Source organism: Streptomyces sp. NPDC059909 (assembly GCF_042730885.1).
GTDB lineage: Bacteria > Actinomycetota > Actinomycetes > Streptomycetales > Streptomycetaceae > Streptomyces.
The window spans coordinates 1-18,218 of the sequence record NZ_JBHWKX010000065.1 but is presented as its reverse complement, the minus strand read 5'-3'; the positions used below and the strand labels follow the sequence as shown (position 1 = coordinate 18,218).

Genomic DNA, 18,218 nt, shown 5'->3' with positions numbered 1-18,218 from the left:
CCCGCCAGGTGTGTCGCTGAAAGGACGCGTTGTGTCGCTCGGGGGACAGCGAGGAGAGGATCCGGTGCGCTGCCAGGAGTACGGCTACGGCCTGGGGCGCCCGGAGGGCATCTTCGTGCTGCGCTACCAGTCCGAGGGGCCGCTGGAGTTCGGCGCCATCGCCCGGCAGGACTTCCTGCACCAGCTCTACTGGTCACCGGACGGCGCCCTGTCGGCGCTGCACGGCGGCGACGCCCGTTTCCTCGGCCCCGGGGAAGCGTTCTGGGCCCAGCGGGCGGTCAGCCACGAGGTGCGGGCCGCCGACCGGCAGACGGTGTACCGGATCTGCCTGCGTGAAGTCCCGGCCGCCCTGGCGGAGTTGCGGCCGGCCCGGCGGATGCAGGAACACCGCCACACAGCCCGCGAACAGCGATATGGAACCGGCGAGGATGAAAGCGCCCTCGTAGTCCCACGCAGCCACGACCACGGCGCCCATGCCCGACCCCAGCAGACCCGACACCAGCTTCGAGCTGTAGACCAGGCCGTAGTTCGACGCGTTGTTGTTCTCGCCGAAGTAGTCGGCCGTCATCGCCGCGAACATCGGGAAGATCGCGCCGCCTCCGAAGCCGGAGATGCTCGAGAACAGCAGGAACAGCGGCAGGTTGTTGATGCTGCCCGACCAGAGAATCCCGTACTGGGACAGGCCCAGCACGATGCAGACGAAGATCAGGCACTGCTTGCGGCCGTAACGGTCCGAAAGCCAGCCGATGACCCCGCGCCCCGTACCGTTCACGATGGCCTTGAGCGACATCGCGGTGGCCACGATCCCGCCCGCGAAACCGGCCTGGTCACCGAACGGCACCTGGAAGGCGATGCCGAAGATGTTCACGCCCGACGTACAGAGCAGGCAGAACCACATCAGCGCCACCCGGCCCGTCCGCCAGGCTTCCGTCGGCGTGTACTGCTTGATCGCCGGCGGGTTCTTCTCCAGCGCCCGACGCGCCCGTGGGTCGTCCGGCTTCCGCAGCGGATCGACCTCGGCGGGCCACCAGTTCTTCGGCGGATCCTGGAAGAAGAATCCCGCAGCGGCCACCACGCCCGCCAGGAACACACCCACCGAGACCAGCACCCAACGGAAATTCGTCAGGTCCATGTAGCCGGTGAAGATGAAGACGAACGGCACCGAACCGTATGCGAACCCACCGTTGACGAAACCGGTCTTGCCGCCCTTGCGCTCCGGGTACCACTTGCCGACCATGTTCACGCACGTCGCATAGACCATGCCCGCGCCCATACCGCTGAACATGCCGTAACCGACGTACGCCACCACGACGTGCGGCGCGAACGCGAGCGACAGATAGCCCAGCAAGGTGCCCAGTGCACCCAGCATCATCGCCCACCGCGCCGGCAGCTTTCCGCTCTCCCGCAGCTTCCCCGCCGGGAAGGCCACCGCCGCCTGGAAGAACACCCACACCCCGAGCATCCAGAAGATGTGCTGGTTGCCCCAATGGTGCGCCGTGTGCAGGGTCTCCTCGGCGGAGGCGAACGCGTACTCCGCCGAACTGATGCCCATCATGCCGACCCACGGCAGAATGACCATCCATTTCCGCTTGCGGCCCATGATGTCCACATCGGACTCGCCGATGCGGTACACCCGGCCGTTCGCGTCCGTCACCTCCCTGTGGGGGACGGGCGTGATGATGTCTGTTGTCGCCATGTCGATCGAACCCCTCGCGTCGAAGAAGCCGGGACGGCGCCCCCTGCCGTACTCCTCGTGCCGAGGCCCGTGACCAACTGGGTCCACGGGCCCCATGGGTCATGCCGCCGCTCAGCTCATCGACCACCACCCAGCAGTCCCGCCGCCCGCGCCCGGGCGTACTTCGCCCCCGGCACCACGACCGGCTTCTTGGGCACGGTCGCCCGTGCGACCTCCAGGAAGGCGCGGCCACATGGCCACGAGCTGCTCCTGGAGGGCCTGTTCACCGGTCGCGGCGAAGCCGGAGGGGATCAGGACGGCGTTCGGGATCCGCTTGCGTCCCGCATCTTCCGGTGTCGCTGCGACATACATGGCGGGGACCGCGAAGACCGCCACATCCACCTCACCAGGAACGTCGGTGACACTCTTGTACGCCTTGCGGCCCAGAAAGTCATCGGCCTTGGGGGTCACCGGATGGATCTCTTCCGAGAAGCCGCCGTCGACGAGGTTGTGCGGCACCGCATTGCCGATCTTGCCCCGCTCGGCGTGAACGGAGTCGAGCAACTCCCGGATCGCATTCTCGACGTCGTATGTCATTGGATCACTCCGCTTGTCCTGAGGAGCGGCTTGTCCTGAGCAGCGGCAACTCCTCGTCACCGCCGTCCGGTTCGTCGGGGAGTTGCGGCGCTCTCGGGACGTGTGCCTCGCTGCGTCGAGGCGCCCGCGCCTGAGCTCTCGCAAGATTGCATACAGTCTACGAATACTGTATGAACCTTGTTATCCCGCATCCGGTGGGTGGTGTCCAAGGGGCCAGCGGCACTTTCCTAGGCAGGAGCCGGAATGGATCTTTTCGAGTACCAGGCGCGCGAGATCTTCCAGCAGTACGGAATCGCCGTACCCGACGCCGAGACCGTCGACTCGGCCGGCGACGCCCGTCACGTCGCCGAAGACCTCGGCGGCCGCGTCGTCGTCAAGGCGCAGGTCAAGACCGGCGGCCGTGGCAAGGCGGGCGGCGTCGAGCTCGCCGCCGACCCGGCCGCCGCCGAGCTCACCGCCCGCCGGATCCTCGGCATGGACATCAAGGGCCACACGGTACGCAAGGTGATGCTCGCCCAACCCGTCGACATCGAAGCCGAGTTCTACGTCTCGTACGTCCTCGACCGCGCTGCGGGCCGCTTCCTCGCCATCGCCTCCGCCGAGGGCGGCATGGACATCGAGGAGGTCGCCGCCACCCGGCCCGAGGCCGTGGCCCGCATCCCCGTCGACCCCGCCGAGGGCGTCACGGACGACAAGGCCGCCGAGATCGCCGCCGCAGCCGGGCTCCCGCCCGCCGCTGCGCCCGTCCTGCGCAAACTGTGGACCGTCCTCACGGAGGAGGACGCCCTCCTCGTCGAGGTCAACCCCCTTGTGCGCACGGCCACAGGGGACGTCCTCGCCCTCGACGGAAAGATCACCCTCGACGACAACGCCCGTTTCCGCCAGGCTCGCTGGGGCGACGACCTCAGCAGCCACGAGGACCCCCTGGAGGCCGCCGCGGCCGAGAAGGGCCTCAACTACGTACGGCTCGACGGCGAGGTCGGCATCATCGGCAACGGCGCCGGACTCGTCATGTCGACCCTTGACGTCGTCGCCGGGTGCGGAGCCCGGCCGGCCAACTTCCTCGACATCGGGGGAGGGGCATCGGCTCAGGTCATGGCCGACGTCCTGTCCGTCGTCCTGGCCGACCCCGGGGTCGAGTCCGTCCTCGTCAACGTCTTCGGCGGCATCACTGCCTGCGACGCGGTCGCCGACGGCATCGTCACCGCCCTCGAGACCGTCCGGCTGACGAAGCCGCTCGTCGTACGACTGGACGGCAACAACGCGGCGCGCGGGCGCGCCATCCTCCACGACCGCGCCCATCCGCTCGTACAGCAGGCCACCACGATGGACGGCGCGGCGCGGCAGGCCGCGGCCCTCGCCACCCGAGCCGCCTCCCCCGCTGCCACCTCCCCCGCCACCGCCCGTTGAGGAGACCTGACATGGCCATCTTTCTCACCAAGGACAGCAAAGTCCTCGTTCAGGGCATGACCGGAGCCGAAGGAATGAAGCACACCCGCCGGATGCTCGCTTCCGGCACGGAGGTCGTCGGCGGCGTCAACCCGCGCAAGGCGGGCCGTACGGTCGACTTCGACGACCGCACCGTCCCCGTCTTCGGCTCCGTCCGCGAAGCCGTCGACGCCACCGGGGCGGACATGACCGTCGTCTTCGTCCCCCCGGCCTTCACCGGCGCGGCCGTCACGGAGGCGGCGGACGCGGGCATCGGGCTCGCCGTTGTCATCACCGAGGGCGTACCCGTCCACGATGCCGTCGCGTTCACGGCGTACGCGCGGGAGCGTGGGACGCGCATCATCGGCCCCAACTGTCCCGGTCTCATCAGCCCCGGACAATCCAACGCCGGGATCATTCCCGCCGACATCGCCCCGGCACCGGGTCGCATCGGACTCGTCTCCAAGTCGGGCACGCTGACCTACCAGCTCATGCACGAGCTGCGGGACATCGGCTTCTCGTCGGCGGTCGGCATCGGCGGCGACCCGGTCATCGGTACGACCCACATCGACTGCCTCGCCGCCTTCGAGGCCGACCCGGACACCGAACTCATCGTGCTGATCGGCGAGATCGGAGGAGACGCCGAGGAACGTGCGGCGGCCTACGTCCGGGAACGGATCTCCAAGCCCGTCATCGCCTACATCGCCGGCTTCACGGCACCCGAGGGCAAGACCATGGGCCACGCCGGCGCCATCGTCTCCGGCTCCTCCGGCACCGCGGAGGCGAAGAAGGCCGCTCTGGAGGCGGCGGGGGTGAAGGTCGGCTCGACGCCCAGTGAGACCGCTCGCCTGGTACGTGAGCACCTCGAGCGGTGACAACAACGGGTGATGTCACCCACACGTGACGCGACGGATGGACGCCTGATGGGCAGGGATCAGTACGTTTGTGCCTGAAAGCCATCACCCCTCCCGCCCGAATGTGCACCGAGAGCGGAGAACACCCATGGCATCCACCCTCACCCTGAAGCCCGGTACGTCCTGGGGCGACGCCTGGCAGCGCTGCCTGACCGCCGCCCCCGAGGCCTTCCACGAGGACCGTGTCCTCAACCTCTGGGACGGCCGCTGGCAGGCAGACGGCCGTGCCCTGTCTGCCACCAGCCCGGTCGACGGCGGCCCCATCGCCGGCCCGCCACGCGTCGACGCGGCCGCCGCCCACCGGGCCGTCCGCGCCTCGCTCGACCGGCACCGCGCCTGGCGTCACATCCCCCTCGCCGAGCGGCGCGCCCGCGTCGCCGCCACCCTCGACGCCCTCGCCGAGCACCGAGAACTGCTCTCGCTGCTCCTCGTCCACGAGATCGGCAAGCCGTGGCGGCTGGCGCAGGCCGACGTCGACCGGGCGATCGACGGCGTCCGCTGGTACGTCGAGGGGATCGACGGCATGCTCGACGGCCGCGCGCCCCTCGACGGCCCGGTCTCCAACATCGCCAGCTGGAACTACCCGATGTCCGTCCTCGTCCACGCGATGCTCGTCCAGGCACTCGCCGGGAACGCGGTCATCGCCAAGACCCCGACCGACGGCGGTCTGTCCTGCCTCACCCTGGCGTGTGCCCTCGCCGCCCGCGAGGGCATCCCCGTCACGCTGGTCAGCGGCAGCGGCAGCGAGCTCTCCGAAGCCCTCGTCCGCGCACCCGAGATCGGCTGCGTCTCCTTCGTCGGCGGCCGCGACACCGGCGCCCGCATCGCCACCGCCGTCGCCGACCTCGGCAAGCCCCACATCCTCGAACAGGAAGGCCTCAACACCTGGGGCATCTGGAACTACTCCGACTGGGACGCCCTCACCGCAGTCGTCCCCAAGCTCTTCGACTACGGCAAACAGCGCTGCACCGCGTACCCGCGCTTCGTCGTCCAGCGCAGTGCGTTCGCGGACTTCCTCGCCGCGTATCTGCCGGCCGTCCGCTCCATCCGCCTGGGCCACCCCCTCGCGGTCGCGGACCCCGCCGACCCGCTGCCCGAGCTGGACTTCGGCCCCCTCATCAACGCGGGCAAGGCCAAGGAGCTGACCGATCAGGTCGCCGAGGCCATCGACCGGGGAGCCGTTCCGCTCCACCGCGGCTCCCTGGCGGACGGCCACTTCCTGCCCGGCCAGGACACCAGCGCCTACGTCGCCCCGGTCACCCTCCTGGGCCCGCCGCCGTCCTCACCGCTGCACCACGCGGAACCGTTCGGCCCGGTCGACACGATCGTCCTCGTCGACACGGAGGCGGAGCTGCTCGCCGCGATGAATGCCTCCAACGGCGCCCTCGTCGCCACCCTCTCCACCGACGACCCGGAGACGTTCGACCGGCTCTCACCGCAGATCCGCGCATTCAAGGTGGGCCGCGGAAAGCCGCGCTCGCGCGGTGACCGCGAGGAGCTCTTCGGCGGCTTCGGGGCGTCGTGGCGCGGTGCCTTCGTCGGCGGGGAGCTGCTGGTGAAGGCGGTCACGGTGGGCGGGGAGGGCGAGCGGTTGCCCGGCAACTTCCCCGATTACCAGCTCAACGCCTGACCTGGGGCGGGGCACTGCGCGGGCACCGGTCCTTGCGTGGGTCCGTCCCGGCCTGCCGTGGCGGGCCGGGACGGGACGGGGGGCTGCGCCTCATACGAAGGCGCTCTGCCCGGTGATCGACTTGCCGACGATCAGGGTCATGTTCTGCAGCCGGTTCGTTTCCGGCAGGCGGACGGCCGGCGGCGGCGAAGAAGTCGCGGTAGTTCTGCGGGTTGTACGGGATCACGGCGGCCAGGCCGTCCTTGGTGCGCCGCGCCCTGTGGTGCTCGACGGCGACTTCGCGTAGCCCGTGGGGCCCGTCGCCGGCTCGAACGTGTGCCCTGCGAGGTGCTCCACCTGGTTGAACGTGATCAGGGTGTCGGCCATCGGGATCTCGATCTGCTGCCCGGGTCCGGTCCTGGTCCGGTACACCAGGGCGGCGAGCACGCTGTAGGCGATGGTCAGACCGGAGACCTTGTCGGCGAGGATGGTCGGCAGGTAGAGCGGCGTGCCCAGCGCGCGGTCGGCGATGTCGACGAGCCCGGATGCGGCCTGCACGGTCTCGTCGAAGCCGGCGGCGTCGGCCCTGTCGGAGTCGCCGCGGAAGCCCGCGGCGTGCGCGTAGTGCTGTGACCGGGAAGGTTCGCCGGGTGGGTGGTGCGGCCTGACGACTGGTCGTAGAGGATCTGCCGTATGAGCGACAGCGGATTTTCGTTGCGGACAGCCACGGACGACGATGCGGAGTTCCTCGCGGACATGCTGGTAGCTGCTGTGAACTGGGACCCCGCTCGGCAGCAGGTCGGCCGTGAGCAGGTCCTGGGAGACCGCTTGACAGCCCACTATGTCGAGGGTTGGCCTCGGGCGGGTGATCTCGGGGCGGTCGCCGTCGACACTGGCGGGCAGCCGATCGGCGCCGCGTGGCTCCGCCTGTTCAGCGCCGACGATCCCGGCTACGGTTTCGTGGCCGCGGACGTGCCAGAGCTCTCCCTGGGCGTCGTCCCCCAGTGGCGGGGAAAGGGAGTGGGACGCGCGTTGTTGACCGAGATGGCCCGGCAAGCTGGGGCAAGCGGCCTCACCCGGATGTGCCTGAGCGTCGAGCGGGCAAATCGCGCACGCGGCCTGTACGCCGACGAAGGTTTCACGACCGTGGAATCGGGGCCGGACTCCGACACCATGATCAAGATCATTTCTCGGCAGTGATACGTGGGGTCATGCCGCCTCAAGCAGGGGTCTGCCGCCCCAGCGGATGCCTTTCTCGCTGCGGGCGCGGGCGCGGGCGCGTTCGCGGCGTTCGGCGGCCAGGACGTCGGGGTGGCGGGCGTTCCTGTTGCGCCAGCGCAGATAGGCGTGCAGGGCGCGGGTCTGGGCGGTGTGGTTGCGGTGGTGGGGTGAACTGCCGCAGCGGTCCGAAGTGGGCCTCGATCGGGTTGGCCCAGGACGCATAGGTCGGGGTGAAGCACAGTTCGACCTTGTGCTTCTTTGCCCAGCGGCGGATGTCGGCGCCTTTGTGGGCGGACAGGTTGTCCAAGATCACATAGGTCGAGGCGCCGTAGGGCCGGGCGGCGCGGATCGACTTCAGTGCGGCCAGCGTGTTCCTGGCGCCCTTCCTGCGGCGGTTGACGCCCCACATGGTGTCGTCGCCGACGGAGTGGCAGCCGTGGAAGTACCGCACCCCGTGAGTGCGGTGGTAGGTGGCGGGCAGCCGGTCGGGCCTGACCTGCTCAGCCCAGCAGCTGCCGCCGGTGGGCCGGATCCCGAGCGGGCCGAATTCGTCGAAGGCGAAGATCCGGTCCGGGAAGCGGTCCAGGACTTCCTCGATCCGGTCCAGCTTCGCCTCACGGTCGGGATCGGGAGACTCCTTCCACGTCTTGGTGCGCTGGAGGGTGACCCCGCGGCGGGCGAGCAGTCAGCGTAATGCCTCGCGGCCGATGCGGATCACCCGGCCATGGACTTTGCGCAGGTAGGCGGCGAGTTTGCGGATCGACCAGCGCATGAAGGGCTGGCCGAGCTTGGTCGGGCGGGTGGTGGCCGTCTGGATGACGAAGTCCTCGTCCTCCTCGTCGTCATCACTGAGCAGGCGGGGACGGCATCCCGCCCACCGAGGGTTCCAGGCAGGCCAGACCGATCTCGTTGAAGCGGTGGATCACATCGCGAACGGTGTCCTCGTCGGCCTGAGCGCCAGACTTGATAGGCAAGCAGTCGCTTGCCTATGGTGTTGGCCATGGCGGAGGATGTCTTCAAGGCACTGGCCGACCCCACCCGCCGGCGCATCCTTGATGAGCTGGTGGAACGGGACGGCCAGACCCTGTTCGAGATTTGCACACGGCTGGTGACCAAGCACGGTCTGGGGCTGTCCCGCCAGGCGATCAGCCAGCACCTGGCTGTACTGGAATCCGCGGGTCTGATCCTTTCGCGGCGCCAGGGCCGCTACAAGTTCCACGACCTGAACACCGAACCCCTTGAGCTCATCGTGACCCGATGGCTCAGGCCCGATACACCGGAGACCACCCCATGAAGATCCACCTGTCCAGCGTCTTCGTCGATGACCAGGACAAAGCCCTGCGTTTCTATACCGACGTGCTGGGCTTCGTGAAGAAGCACGATGTCCCGCTGGGCGAGGACCGGTGGCTGACCGTGGTCTCGCCGGAAGATCCCGACGGGACCGAACTGCTGCTTGAGCCCTCCGGTCATCCCGCGGTGCAGCCGTACAAGACGGCACTGGTCGAGGACGGCATCCCGGCCACCTCCTTCGCCGTGGACGACGTACAAGCGGAGTTCAACCGGCTGCGCGAGCTCGGGGTGCACTTCACCCAGGAGCCGCTGGAGATGGGCCCGGTCACCACTGCGGTTCTGGACGACACCTGCGGCAACCTGATCCAGATCGTGCACAGCAAGTAAGGACCCGGCGCAGCGCCAGCCGCTTCAGTTTGTTGATCGTGCGCTCAAGGAGCAAGCCGCACTGCAGACATAGACGAGTCGGGGGCGGGGAATGCCCCCATCATCGGCGTTGATGGCCTGTTGGCGCTGGTCACGGCCGTCCGTCGGGTGCGGGACGCGCGGGCTGTGACGGGTGAGGGGGGTGGGCCCGCGGCTGTGCCCCCCAGACCCCGGTCCCGCGGACGGGCATCCCGTCGTGGGGGTCGTTCCCGGAGGTGAACCGGGTGGTCGTTCAGCGGCTGCTGGGTCTGCTGGTGGAGCGGATGGCGTCGCAGGCGCCGCTGCGGGTGACCGGGGACGGGGGTGAGCGGGATGAGCATGCCGGTCAGGCCGTGGGAGCGGTTGGAGGGCAAGGTCCAGGCGTGGCATCGTGACCGCCTGGCGGTGGTGTATGTGTGTCAGTCAACGGCGCAGCAGGTCGTTGACCATCAGGAGTCCACGCGGTTGCAGTATGGGCTGGCCGGGCGGGCGGTCGGGCTGGGGTGGGCGCCGTCGAGGGTGGTGGTGATCGATGACGACCTGGGGCACTCGGCGTCGGGGGCGGATGTCCGGCCCGGTTTCCAGCGCCTGGTCTCCGAGGTCGGGTTGGACCATGTGGGGATCGTGCTGGGGATCGAGATGTCCCGGCTGGCCCGGTCCGGCCGGGAGTGGCATCAACTCCTGGAGCTGTGCGCGCTGTTGGGGGCCCTGCTCGCGGACCCCGACGGGGTCTATGACCCGGCGGACCACAATGACCGGTTGCTGCTGGGGCTGAAGGGCACGATCAGTGGTGCGACGCGAGGGCGCACGATACGAGTGAACTCACTGATGGAGGTTCGATGTTGAAGGGGTCGCGTCCGCGGAGCGGTGGAAAAGGGCTCGACGCGGTAGTTCCGTGGGGGTCATGTTACGCGGCGTCCTCGATTGTCGTGGCGATCTCAACGGGTGTCTTGTAGAGCGGGGTTGGCGGTTCGAGCAGGGCTCGGCGGAGGTCTTGCAGGGTGCGCAGGGCCCTGGGTGTCATGGTGAAGCCGCGCCAGCCGCGTGCGGCGCGGTCCAGGACGGCCCAGATGAGGCTCACGCAGGAGGTCTCGCCGGGGAACCGGCCGATGACCTTGACCCGACGGCGAGTCTCGCCGAAGGTCCGCTCGATGAAGTTGGAGTGCCGGATCCGCTTGTGGTGCTCGGCGGGAAACCGCAGGTAGACGGTGAGACTGGCCCGGTCGGCCTCCATCGCCCGCATCGCGGCCGGGTAGGTGCCGGCCCACTTGCCGATGAACGCGGTAATGCGCTGCTGGACGGCCTCGACGAGCCGCTGGCCCGGCTCGATGTCCATCAGGTCCTCGCTGCTGGTGTCGAAGCAGTCCCAGAACTCGGCGCGGACGGTCTCCTGGTCGTCCTTGCTGATCTTCGCGAGGACATTGCGCAGTTTGTGAATCGTGCACCGCTGCCTCAGGGCCTTGGGGAAGACCTGTTCGGCCGCGCTGATCAGGCCCTTCGCCCCGTCGGAGATCACCAGCAGCGGCGAGACGAGCCCTCGGTCGGCCAGATCGGTCAAGAACCCGTGCCAGGCGTCGGTCGACTCGCTGTTGGCGGAGTCCAGGCCGACGAAGACGGGCTTGCCCTCGGTGGTGATTCCCCAGGCCGCCAGCACGGGCTCGGCCGCGTGCCCGTCGTGCATCTTGAAGTGCGAGGCGTCCAGGAACAGGTAGTCCAGCTGGATGCCGGCCAGGTCACGGCGGCGCCAGACGTCGAACTCGCCCGCGATCTGGGTGCAGATCGCCGAGACGGTCGACTTCGACAGCGCAGCCTCCGGGCCGAGCGCGTCGGCCAGGGCGGCCTCCACGTCGCGGACCGACATCCCCCGAACGAAGGACGCGATGACCAGCGCTTCGAGGGCGTGAGTGCGGGTGACGTGCGTCCCGAAGAGGCGGGAGGCGAACTTCTCCGTGGTTCCGCGCAGCTTCGGCCGGGCCACCGTGATCGGGCCCGCGGTCGTCTTCACGGTGGTCGGACAGTGCCCGTTGCGGTGCCCAGCGCGGGCCGTGACCTGGCCGTCGGCGTCGACGGCCGCACCGGCGCGCTGGTAGCGGGCACGACCCAGGAAGGCGTCGACCTCGGCTTCCATCGCGGTCTGGATGATCAGGCGGGCACCGAGCCGGGCCACGTCCTCCAGGACCTCGACCAGGTCACGGTCACCGGTGAACAGGGCGTCGATCTCGGCACGGATGGCCTCGATGGGCGATACTCGTCGGGACACGAGCGTGGGTCTCCCTCGTGCGAACTGGCAGGTTCTGCACGGAACTTACGCTCGTGTCCTCTTTTCCACCGACACCCGGACGCGACCTGTTGAGTTGAAGGGGTGTAGTTCCGGACCAGTGTCCAAGGTCCGTCCCCACCCTGACGTGCGTCGCGGGTAACTGCGGGGTGCGGAGCTCAGGGGGTCAAGCCCAAGGGCGCCCCGTGCCATCTGGGGACCACAGGCGAAGGGGAAGACTGGCCGGGCGAACGACGAGTGAACTCCTGGTTGATGTCTCGTCAGGTATCAGCTCCGGATGATGGACAGCACCACCGGAGTCCAGGAACCAGCCGTTGAGAGGCGGCAAGCGGCGGCCGTGGGACGCGACATGCGGCCGTAGGACACCGCTGTTCCCGGGATATAGGGGGCGCCCACCCCAGTCGGATCTCGTACGTGTGCAACGCGGAAACCCCGTCGGGGTCCGTACACCCCAAGGTATGCGGTCGGCCGACCGTGAGGAGAGCTCAACTCCCCGGCGGGAACAGGAGGACCCAAGAAGCGAATGCCGGCGGCCGAAAGGCAGCGGGAACGCGGGACACAATGACCGGCCCCTCCGCCGGTCGTCCCGTATAACCGGCCGGATACGGGCCGCAGCCCGAACCCGAAAGGGTGCTGACGTGGGTCTGGTGGGCCTGTGAAGTGAGAAAGCCGAAAGCGACGGAACCGAGGGACAAGTTGGACACCGAGACGACGGAACCGGGCGAGGCGGCGCATGCCGCCGTGCCCGCGGTCGCGGCGGTGAACGGACCCGAGGACGATGTCACCGACTGGCTGTCGATCGACTGGCAGCGGGTGGATGACGACGTACGGCGCCTGCGGCAGAGGATCTTCACGGCATCGTAGGCAGGGGACCTGAAGAAGGTCCGCAACTTGCAGAAGCTGATGCTCCGTTCCCGCGCCAACGCACTGCATGCGGTGCGGCGGGTGACGGAGGTCAACGCTGGCCGCGAGACGGCGGGCGTCGACGGCCAGGTGGTGCTGACCGCACCCGGGAAGGCCGAAGTGGCCGACTGGGTGCAGCACCGCTCTAAGCCGTGGACGACCAAGCCCGTCAGACGGGTGTACGTGCCGAAGCCCGATGGGCGTCGGCGCCCGCTCGGCATTCCCGTGATCTTGGACCGCTGCCTTCAGGCTGTGGTCCTTGGGGCACTGGAGCCCGAGTGGGAGGCACGGTTCGAGCCGAGGTCCTATGGATTTAGGCCCGGCCGTGGCTGCCATGACGCGATCGAGTCCATCTACCTGACCGGCAAGGGGCCCAACCCCAGGCGGGCATGGGTACTCGACGCGGACCTGGTGGCGGCATTCGACCGAATCAACCATGATCACCTTCTCCGCCAGCTCGGTAAGTTCCCCGCGCGGGAACTGATCGCGCAGTGGTTGCGAGCCGGTGTGGTCGAGGACGGTCGGCTCACCCCAACTGGGGAGGGGACTCCCCAGGGCGGTGTGATCAGCCCCGCGCTGATGAACGTGGCTCTGCACGGAATGGAGGAGGCCGCCGGGGTCCGCTACCGCACGACCGGGCACAACGCCGGGAGCGTGATGCGGAAGAGCCCCGTGCTGGTGAGGTACGCAGACGATCTGGTGGCGATGTGCTACAGCCGTGAGCAGGCCGAAGAGGTCAAGCAGCGGCTCGCCGCCTGGCTGGAACCGAGAGGGCTGGCCTTCAACGAGGACAAGACGCGAATTGTCCAGCTCACCGAGGGCTTCTGCTTCCTGGGCTTCCACATCAGGCTGTATCGCAACCGGAAGCTGCTGATCAAACCCAGCGAAGCCTCCATCAAGCGCATCCGGAAACGGCTCGCCGCCGAGATGAAGGACCTGCGCGGGTCCAACGCCGACGCGGTGATCAGGACCTTGAACCCGATCATCCGGGGATGGTCCGCCTACTTCCGGATCGGGGTGTCCAACGCAGTGTTCAACTCGCTGGACTTCTATATGTGGCAGCTCGCCTACAAGTGGGCCAAGCACGAACACGCGAACAAGTCGAGGGACTGGATCGTGCACCGCTACTTCGGAGCCTTCAACCCCCGCCGGGGTGACCGGTGGGTCTTCGGAGACCGGGCCAGCGGACGGTTCCTCACCAAGTTCGGGTGGACGAAGATCGTCCGGCACCAGCTCGTCAAGCTCGGGGCGTCCCCGGACGACCCGGTTCTGGCCGAGTACTGGGCCCAGCGTCGGCGCAAGGCCGTGATCCCTCTGATCGACAAGACCGACTGGCACCTGCTCAAACGCCAGAACGGCCGCTGTCCGGTCTGCGGGGCGCTGCTTCTGCACGCCGACGACCCGCCCACCAGCCCCACCGAGTGGGAGCAGTGGCTGCGGGCGACCCGAAAAGCGATCACCCGCAAGGCGATCGTCACCGGGCCGGGCAGGCCGGACGCATCACCCACCGCTCTCCTGCACGCCCACTGCCGACGGCGGCTCGCCGCTGCTGGCAGCGGGCCCGCACTTCTGCCCGCCTGTGAGCCATCGGGCCTGCTTGAGCCGTGTGCGGGGACGACCCGCCCGCACGGTTCTGAGGGGGCGGGGGGGGAGTAATGCGCCGCCGCTACCCGACAGGCCGAACTGCATCTGATCAAGCAGCGGATGTGGTCCGGGCGGTTGGCCAAGGCCCGGCGCGGTGAGCTGGCGGTGCCGTTGCCGGTCGGCTTCGTGCGCCGCCCTTCGGGCGAGGTGGTGCTGGACCCGGACGACCAGGTGCAGGCCGTGGTGCACCTGGTCTTCGACCTGTTCGAGCGGTTCGGCACGGTCAACGCGGTGCTGTGTTTTCTGGCCGACAACCATATCCAGCTCGGGGTGCGGTTGCGCGAGGGGCCCGAGCGCGGGGAGTTGCAGTGGCGCCGGCCCAGTCGGGCCGGGGTGCAGAACATGCTCCGCAACCCGGCCTACGCTGGAATCTACGTCTACGGCCGCAGCACCCTGGACCCCAGGCGGCGGCAGGCCGGGCGGCCGTTCACTGGACGGGTGCGGACCGACCGGGAGGACTGGATCGTCTTCCTGCCCGGGATGCTGCCGTCCTATATCAGCGTCGAGCAGTACGAGCGGAACAGGCAGCGGATGGACGCCAACCGGTCGAGGTCCCAGAGCATGGGCGCGGTGCGTGACGGTCCGGCCCTGCTGACCGGGCTGGTGTTCTGCGGCCGCTGCGGCAAGCGGATGACGGTGCGCTACCAGCGCGGAGCCGGTGGAAAGCTGCACCCGGCCTACGTCTGTTCCCGCGAGAAGAGCGACTACGGAGGCGGGCAGTGCCAGCAACTCGCCGGGGACTGCGCGGACGCGCACATCACCGGACTGCTGCTGGCCGCGATGGCCCCGGCCGCGCTGGAGGTCAGCCTCTCGGCGGCCGAACAGGTCGAACAGCGCCGGGCACAGGTGGACCGGATCTGGCGGCAGCGCCTGGAGCGGGCCGACTACCAAGCCGACCGGGCCAGGCGCCAGTACCAGCTGGCCGAACCCGAGAACCGCCTGGTGGTGCGGCAGCTGGAGAAGGACTGGGAAGCCGCACTGGCCGAGCGGGAGAAACTGGGCGAGGAGTACGACCGCTTCACCGTCGCTCGCCCGCGCATCCTCACCGCCGCCGAACGCGAGCAGATCCGCGCGCTGGCCACCGATATCCCCGCCATCTGGCATGCGGCCACCACCACTGACGCGGACCGTAAGCAGCTCGTGAGGCATCTGGTGGAGCAGGTCCGCCTGGAAGTGGTCGGCACCAGCGAACGGGTTCGGGTGCAGGTGGTCTGGGCCGGCGGGCACCGCAGCGACGGGGAGCTGGTGCGGCCGGTGGCCTGTCTGACCCAGCTCAGCTACTACCCGCAGCTGACCGCGCGGGTCACCGAGCTTGCCGCGGCCGGACACACCGCCAAGCAGATCGCCGACCGCCTCAACCAGGAGGGCTTCCGCCCGCCCAAGCGCCGCCAGGCCTTCGGCCGGCAGGCAGTGCGCGACCTGATGGGCGCCCTCGGTGCCGCCGAGCCCCAGACCGCCCGACGCGCGACCCCGACACTCGGCGAGCACGAGTGGTGGCTAACCGACCTCGCCCGTGAACTCGACATGTCACGCGTCACTTTGTACTCCTGGGTGGAGCGCGGCTGGGTCACCGCCCACCGCCAGCCCGACCCACCCCGGATGTGGGTCATCCACGCCGACCCCGCCGAGGTCGAACGCCTACGCACCCTGCACCTCACGCCCCGAGGACAGCACACCCGCCGCCCCTGGCTGCACCATCAGCAGACCACCCTCAACACCGAACCGGAAGGAACCGACAGCCATGCCATCGAGCCGCAGGTATGACAGCACTGCGGCTTGCTCCTCTCGACGGTGTTGCGCTTCTCGTATCGCTCGGCATCGAAGCCTGGAGGTTCCCCCTGTCGGCCCCGACGCCGACGTCCGGTTGCTGGTCCCTCTTCTCCGGGATCACGTGCCGGATGCCGCGCCTACGCAGGTAGGCACGAGTTGTGCGGTTGCTGTACGCCTTGTCCGCGCCCACGCTGTACGGGGCGCGGCGCGGGCGGTCCAGGCCGGTACAGGGCCCACGGATCTTCTCCAGCACCGCTTCGAACTGGGTACAGCCCGCCCGCTGTTCCGGCGTGATGACCAGCTACAACGGACGCCACTTACCGTCCGCGCTCAGATGCAGCTTCGTCGTCAGTCCGCCGGGGGACCGGCCGAGCGTCCCCCTGCCGCCCCGCCTCGTCCAGGAACGGACGCAGGCGCAAGTGCGCGCGCACGTGAACTGATCTTTCTACGGCCCCTTTTAGGGCACTGAACGGTGTCGGCGGTGGGGCCATCGGGGCCCCGGCGGCGTGCTGGTGGGCGCGGATCGAGGCGCCCACTCGCCGTCGGTCAGATCCCCCCGCTGAGCATGACCAGAACAACGAGTCATCTGATCGAAGGGACACGCCTTCATCCCGCGAGGCTTGACGAGGATCACCGTCCGTACGTGTACGACCGCGCTGCGTGTGCCGGACGCGGCACCCACGCGACACCGGCCCCGATGGGGCGACCGGGCGCGTCCCGCACCCCACTGACCACGAGAAATGCGGTTCAGAGGCGCCTCGAACCCCTGGTAGAGTTATCCGTGTCGCCGCGGGGAACGCGCCGCGAAGCGACAAAAACACCTGGTCCGGGTGGCGGAATGGCAGACGCGCTAGCTTGAGGTGCTAGTGCCCTTTATCGGGCGTGGGGGTTCAAGTCCCCCCTCGGACACCAAAACCAAAACGGTCACGTTTGAACCCCGGTCCCGGTTGGGTCTGGGGTTCGTCGTATCGGCGGGAAGTGGGCCGTGGGGCCGCTGTATGGCGTCCCTGGGCCGCACCAGTTCCAGATTGGCGCGTTGCGCCGGTGGACCGCGCCCGACCCTTACCGGGGCGGGAAGGGGTTTCGATCTTCGTATCTTCGCCGTCCTTCGCCTCTGTAAGCCGTGCAAGATCAGGGGCGAGAAGGTGAGCGAAGCCCTCGGTGAGGTCCGCGCCCTGCACCTGGTCGTCCATGATCCAGAGGCGGGCGAAGACGGCTTGGTTGAGCTGTCGGCGTACGTCGGGCGGAGCGCTGAGGTACAGCCGATGCGCGTTGGCGCAGAGCAGTAGTGCCTCCTCGACCACCTTCATGACAGCCTCGATCTCGGTCGAGCACTGGTCGATGATCTGCTGTGCCTGGGCAAGCTCGCGGGTGATGCGTTCCTGCTCAGACTTCAGGTGTTCGAGCGAGATGGCGTCGGCGTAACGCATCTCGATCAACTTGAGCTGTTGGTTTTGCAGCGTCTTCCTGCGCTTCTCCTGTCTGTCGAGTTCGGCTCGGTTGCTGTGCTGTCGGCCGACAAGCGCGGCCATGACCTGCTCACGGATCGCTACGATGCGGCTCTCGGACAACTGGATGCGAGACCAGTAGTCCGCGATGGCCACCTCGACGTCAGCGATCAGGACCGTTGACTGCGTGCAGTCCTCCTTCTTGGCTCGGCCGAGACAGTAGAAGTACGGATAGACCGTGCCCCAGCGGTTGCGCGCGTTCATGACGCCGAACCGACCGCTGCACCGGCCACAGAAGATCGAACCCTTGAGGTAGTGCGGGTGCTTCTGGACCTTCTCCCGCGCCGCAGCACGAGCGGTCCGAACGGCTTGCACCTGCTCGAAGGTCACAGTGTCGATGAGCGCCGGATGCCGGCCTTCGTACCAGACGCCCTCGTACCTGACGAAGCCGGCAGGTCGTGCATGTTCATCGCACGTCGCACAGCTCAACCACTTGAGCAGCAGCGTCCAACTCCAGCCGCTGCACCATGTGAGCCAGCAAGATCGGGTGAGCTGAGATGTGGCTCATGGACGGCACGACGACGTGATGCGACTCGGTGCGTTGGAGTTCTTCGGCCAGCTCGTTGAACGCTGCCTGTGATCCGTTCTGGCATTCGTAGAAGGTGGTGGCGTAGCAGAAGCCCTCGACTTCCGCGAAGCGCCGCATCTGCTGCTCGATGTCGTCAAGCTCGTCGTCCGGCGCATCACTGGCTACCCGCATGTAGCCGTAGATCAAGGGCTTCACCGTTGTTCTCCGTACGCTTGATGAGCAGACCGGCGATGGGTTCGTACCTTCGGCAGGCGTCCAGGCGTCGCCGGTCTGCTCGGCTCCTTGGTGGTCGCGTCAGAGCGCGAGGTTGTACTCCGTCAGCACCGCTCGTTCACATGGGAAGGCACACGGAGATGGTGTCCCGCCGAGTGGTGTAGCAGCGATCACTGCATAGGCCCTGGTCATGGGGCGGCCATCGCGCAACTCTCCGAGTAGCGAAGCTCGTTG

14 protein-coding genes, 1 tRNA gene and 3 pseudogenes are annotated in these 18,218 nt (G+C 68.4%); 11 read left to right on the top strand and 7 right to left on the bottom strand.

All coding sequences use genetic code 11. The annotated features are described in order from the left end of the window. Positions 1-352: 352 nt before the first annotated feature. Positions 353-1,696 (bottom strand): annotated as a pseudogene (locus tag ACFV9O_RS31490) (OFA family MFS transporter); the annotation flags it as partial. 222 nt (positions 1,697-1,918) lie between these two features. Next, positions 1,919-2,218 (bottom strand): annotated as a pseudogene (locus tag ACFV9O_RS31485) (CoA-binding protein); the annotation flags it as partial. Between the two features lie 297 nt (positions 2,219-2,515). On the opposite strand from ACFV9O_RS31485, the gene sucC reads away from it, so the two are divergent. The 3 genes from sucC to ACFV9O_RS31470 all read left to right on the top strand — a co-directional run bounded on the left by sucC (position 2,516) and on the right by ACFV9O_RS31470 (position 6,244). Further along, the gene (gene sucC, locus ACFV9O_RS31480) at positions 2,516-3,682 is read left to right on the top strand and encodes an ADP-forming succinate--CoA ligase subunit beta (protein ID WP_385423800.1); all 1,167 of its coding nucleotides are present in this window, start codon (positions 2,516-2,518) and stop codon (positions 3,680-3,682) included. 11 nt (positions 3,683-3,693) lie between these two features. Continuing rightward, positions 3,694-4,575, top strand: a complete 882-nt coding sequence (gene sucD / locus ACFV9O_RS31475; RefSeq protein ID WP_385423798.1) for a succinate--CoA ligase subunit alpha — start codon at positions 3,694-3,696, stop codon at positions 4,573-4,575. 127 nt (positions 4,576-4,702) lie between these two features. After that, the gene (locus tag ACFV9O_RS31470; protein ID WP_385423796.1) at positions 4,703-6,244 is read left to right on the top strand and encodes an aldehyde dehydrogenase family protein; all 1,542 of its coding nucleotides are present in this window, start codon (positions 4,703-4,705) and stop codon (positions 6,242-6,244) included. A gap of 222 nt (positions 6,245-6,466) precedes the next feature. On the opposite strand, the gene ACFV9O_RS31465 is transcribed toward ACFV9O_RS31470, so the two are convergent. Continuing rightward, positions 6,467-6,961 (bottom strand): CoA transferase, encoded by a 495-nt coding sequence (locus ACFV9O_RS31465; RefSeq protein WP_385423842.1) that lies wholly within the window; start codon positions 6,959-6,961, stop codon positions 6,467-6,469. Between ACFV9O_RS31465 and ACFV9O_RS31460 the strand changes: the two genes are divergently transcribed. Next, the gene (locus ACFV9O_RS31460; RefSeq protein WP_385423794.1) at positions 6,917-7,423 is read left to right on the top strand and encodes a GNAT family N-acetyltransferase; all 507 of its coding nucleotides are present in this window, start codon (positions 6,917-6,919) and stop codon (positions 7,421-7,423) included. The two genes, ACFV9O_RS31465 and ACFV9O_RS31460, sit on opposite strands and share 45 nt — an antisense overlap. Positions 7,424-7,432: 9 nt before the next feature. Here the strand turns inward: ACFV9O_RS31460 and ACFV9O_RS31455 are convergent. Then, positions 7,433-8,418: pseudogene (locus tag ACFV9O_RS31455) on the bottom strand (IS630 family transposase). 26 nt (positions 8,419-8,444) lie between these two features. Between ACFV9O_RS31455 and ACFV9O_RS31450 the strand changes: the two are divergent. The 3 genes from ACFV9O_RS31450 to ACFV9O_RS31440 all read left to right on the top strand — a co-directional run bounded on the left by ACFV9O_RS31450 (position 8,445) and on the right by ACFV9O_RS31440 (position 9,985). Further along, on the top strand, positions 8,445-8,738 hold the full coding sequence (locus ACFV9O_RS31450; RefSeq protein WP_385423792.1) for an ArsR/SmtB family transcription factor: 294 nt from the start codon (positions 8,445-8,447) through the stop codon (positions 8,736-8,738). Beyond that, the gene (locus tag ACFV9O_RS31445) at positions 8,735-9,121 is read left to right on the top strand and encodes a VOC family protein (RefSeq protein ID WP_385423840.1); all 387 of its coding nucleotides are present in this window, start codon (positions 8,735-8,737) and stop codon (positions 9,119-9,121) included. The genes ACFV9O_RS31450 and ACFV9O_RS31445 overlap by 4 nt, the downstream gene beginning before the upstream one ends. 351 nt (positions 9,122-9,472) lie before the next feature. Further along, entirely contained in the window at positions 9,473-9,985 is a 513-nt protein-coding gene (locus ACFV9O_RS31440) for a recombinase family protein (protein WP_385423790.1), read from the top strand. A 61-nt stretch (positions 9,986-10,046) separates the two neighbouring features. Here the strand turns inward: ACFV9O_RS31440 and ACFV9O_RS31435 are convergent, their stop codons facing one another. Continuing rightward, entirely contained in the window at positions 10,047-11,399 is a 1,353-nt protein-coding gene (locus ACFV9O_RS31435; protein ID WP_385423788.1) for an IS256 family transposase, read from the bottom strand. A 714-nt stretch (positions 11,400-12,113) separates the two neighbouring features. Here ACFV9O_RS31435 and ACFV9O_RS31430 point away from each other — a divergent pair. The 4 genes from ACFV9O_RS31430 to ACFV9O_RS31415 all read left to right on the top strand — a co-directional run bounded on the left by ACFV9O_RS31430 (position 12,114) and on the right by ACFV9O_RS31415 (position 16,646). Continuing rightward, a complete protein-coding gene (locus ACFV9O_RS31430) occupies positions 12,114-12,281 on the top strand; it encodes a hypothetical protein (protein ID WP_385423786.1) in 168 nt (55 codons plus the stop codon). Between the two features lie 27 nt (positions 12,282-12,308). Further along, complete coding sequence (ltrA, locus tag ACFV9O_RS31425) at positions 12,309-13,976, top strand: group II intron reverse transcriptase/maturase (protein WP_385423784.1); 1,668 nt, start codon at positions 12,309-12,311, stop codon at positions 13,974-13,976. Between the two features lie 48 nt (positions 13,977-14,024). After that, positions 14,025-15,728 carry a recombinase family protein gene (locus tag ACFV9O_RS31420; RefSeq protein ID WP_385423782.1) on the top strand — a complete coding sequence of 568 codons (1,704 nt, stop codon included), beginning with the start codon at positions 14,025-14,027 and terminating at the stop codon, positions 15,726-15,728. Positions 15,729-16,558: 830 nt separating this feature from the next. After that, positions 16,559-16,646: transfer RNA gene (locus ACFV9O_RS31415), tRNA-Leu, on the top strand. Here ACFV9O_RS31415 and ACFV9O_RS31410 read toward each other — a convergent pair. After that, positions 16,625-17,572: a recombinase zinc beta ribbon domain-containing protein gene (locus ACFV9O_RS31410; RefSeq protein ID WP_385423780.1), complete on the bottom strand. Its 948-nt coding sequence runs from the start codon at positions 17,570-17,572 to the stop codon at positions 16,625-16,627. The genes ACFV9O_RS31415 and ACFV9O_RS31410 overlap by 22 nt on opposite strands. Positions 17,573-17,648: 76 nt before the next feature. After that, a complete protein-coding gene (locus ACFV9O_RS31405) occupies positions 17,649-17,966 on the bottom strand; it encodes a recombinase family protein (RefSeq protein ID WP_161559588.1) in 318 nt (105 codons plus the stop codon). Between the last annotated feature and the right edge of the window lie 252 nt (positions 17,967-18,218).

Bases quoted from the DNA above. Each gene is read 5' to 3' on its own strand.
- sucC (WP_385423800.1), top strand. From the start codon at position 2,516: ATGGATCTTTTCGAGTACCAGGCGCGCGAGATCTTCCAGCAGTACGGA.
- sucD (WP_385423798.1), top strand. From the start codon at position 3,694: ATGGCCATCTTTCTCACCAAGGACAGCAAAGTCCTCGTTCAGGGCATG.
- ACFV9O_RS31470 (WP_385423796.1), top strand. From the start codon at position 4,703: ATGGCATCCACCCTCACCCTGAAGCCCGGTACGTCCTGGGGCGACGCC.
- ACFV9O_RS31460 (WP_385423794.1), top strand. From the start codon at position 6,917: ATGAGCGACAGCGGATTTTCGTTGCGGACAGCCACGGACGACGATGCG.
- ACFV9O_RS31450 (WP_385423792.1), top strand. From the start codon at position 8,445: ATGGCGGAGGATGTCTTCAAGGCACTGGCCGACCCCACCCGCCGGCGC.
- ACFV9O_RS31445 (WP_385423840.1), top strand. From the start codon at position 8,735: ATGAAGATCCACCTGTCCAGCGTCTTCGTCGATGACCAGGACAAAGCC.
- ACFV9O_RS31440 (WP_385423790.1), top strand. From the start codon at position 9,473: ATGAGCATGCCGGTCAGGCCGTGGGAGCGGTTGGAGGGCAAGGTCCAG.
- ACFV9O_RS31420 (WP_385423782.1), top strand. From the start codon at position 14,025: ATGTGGTCCGGGCGGTTGGCCAAGGCCCGGCGCGGTGAGCTGGCGGTG.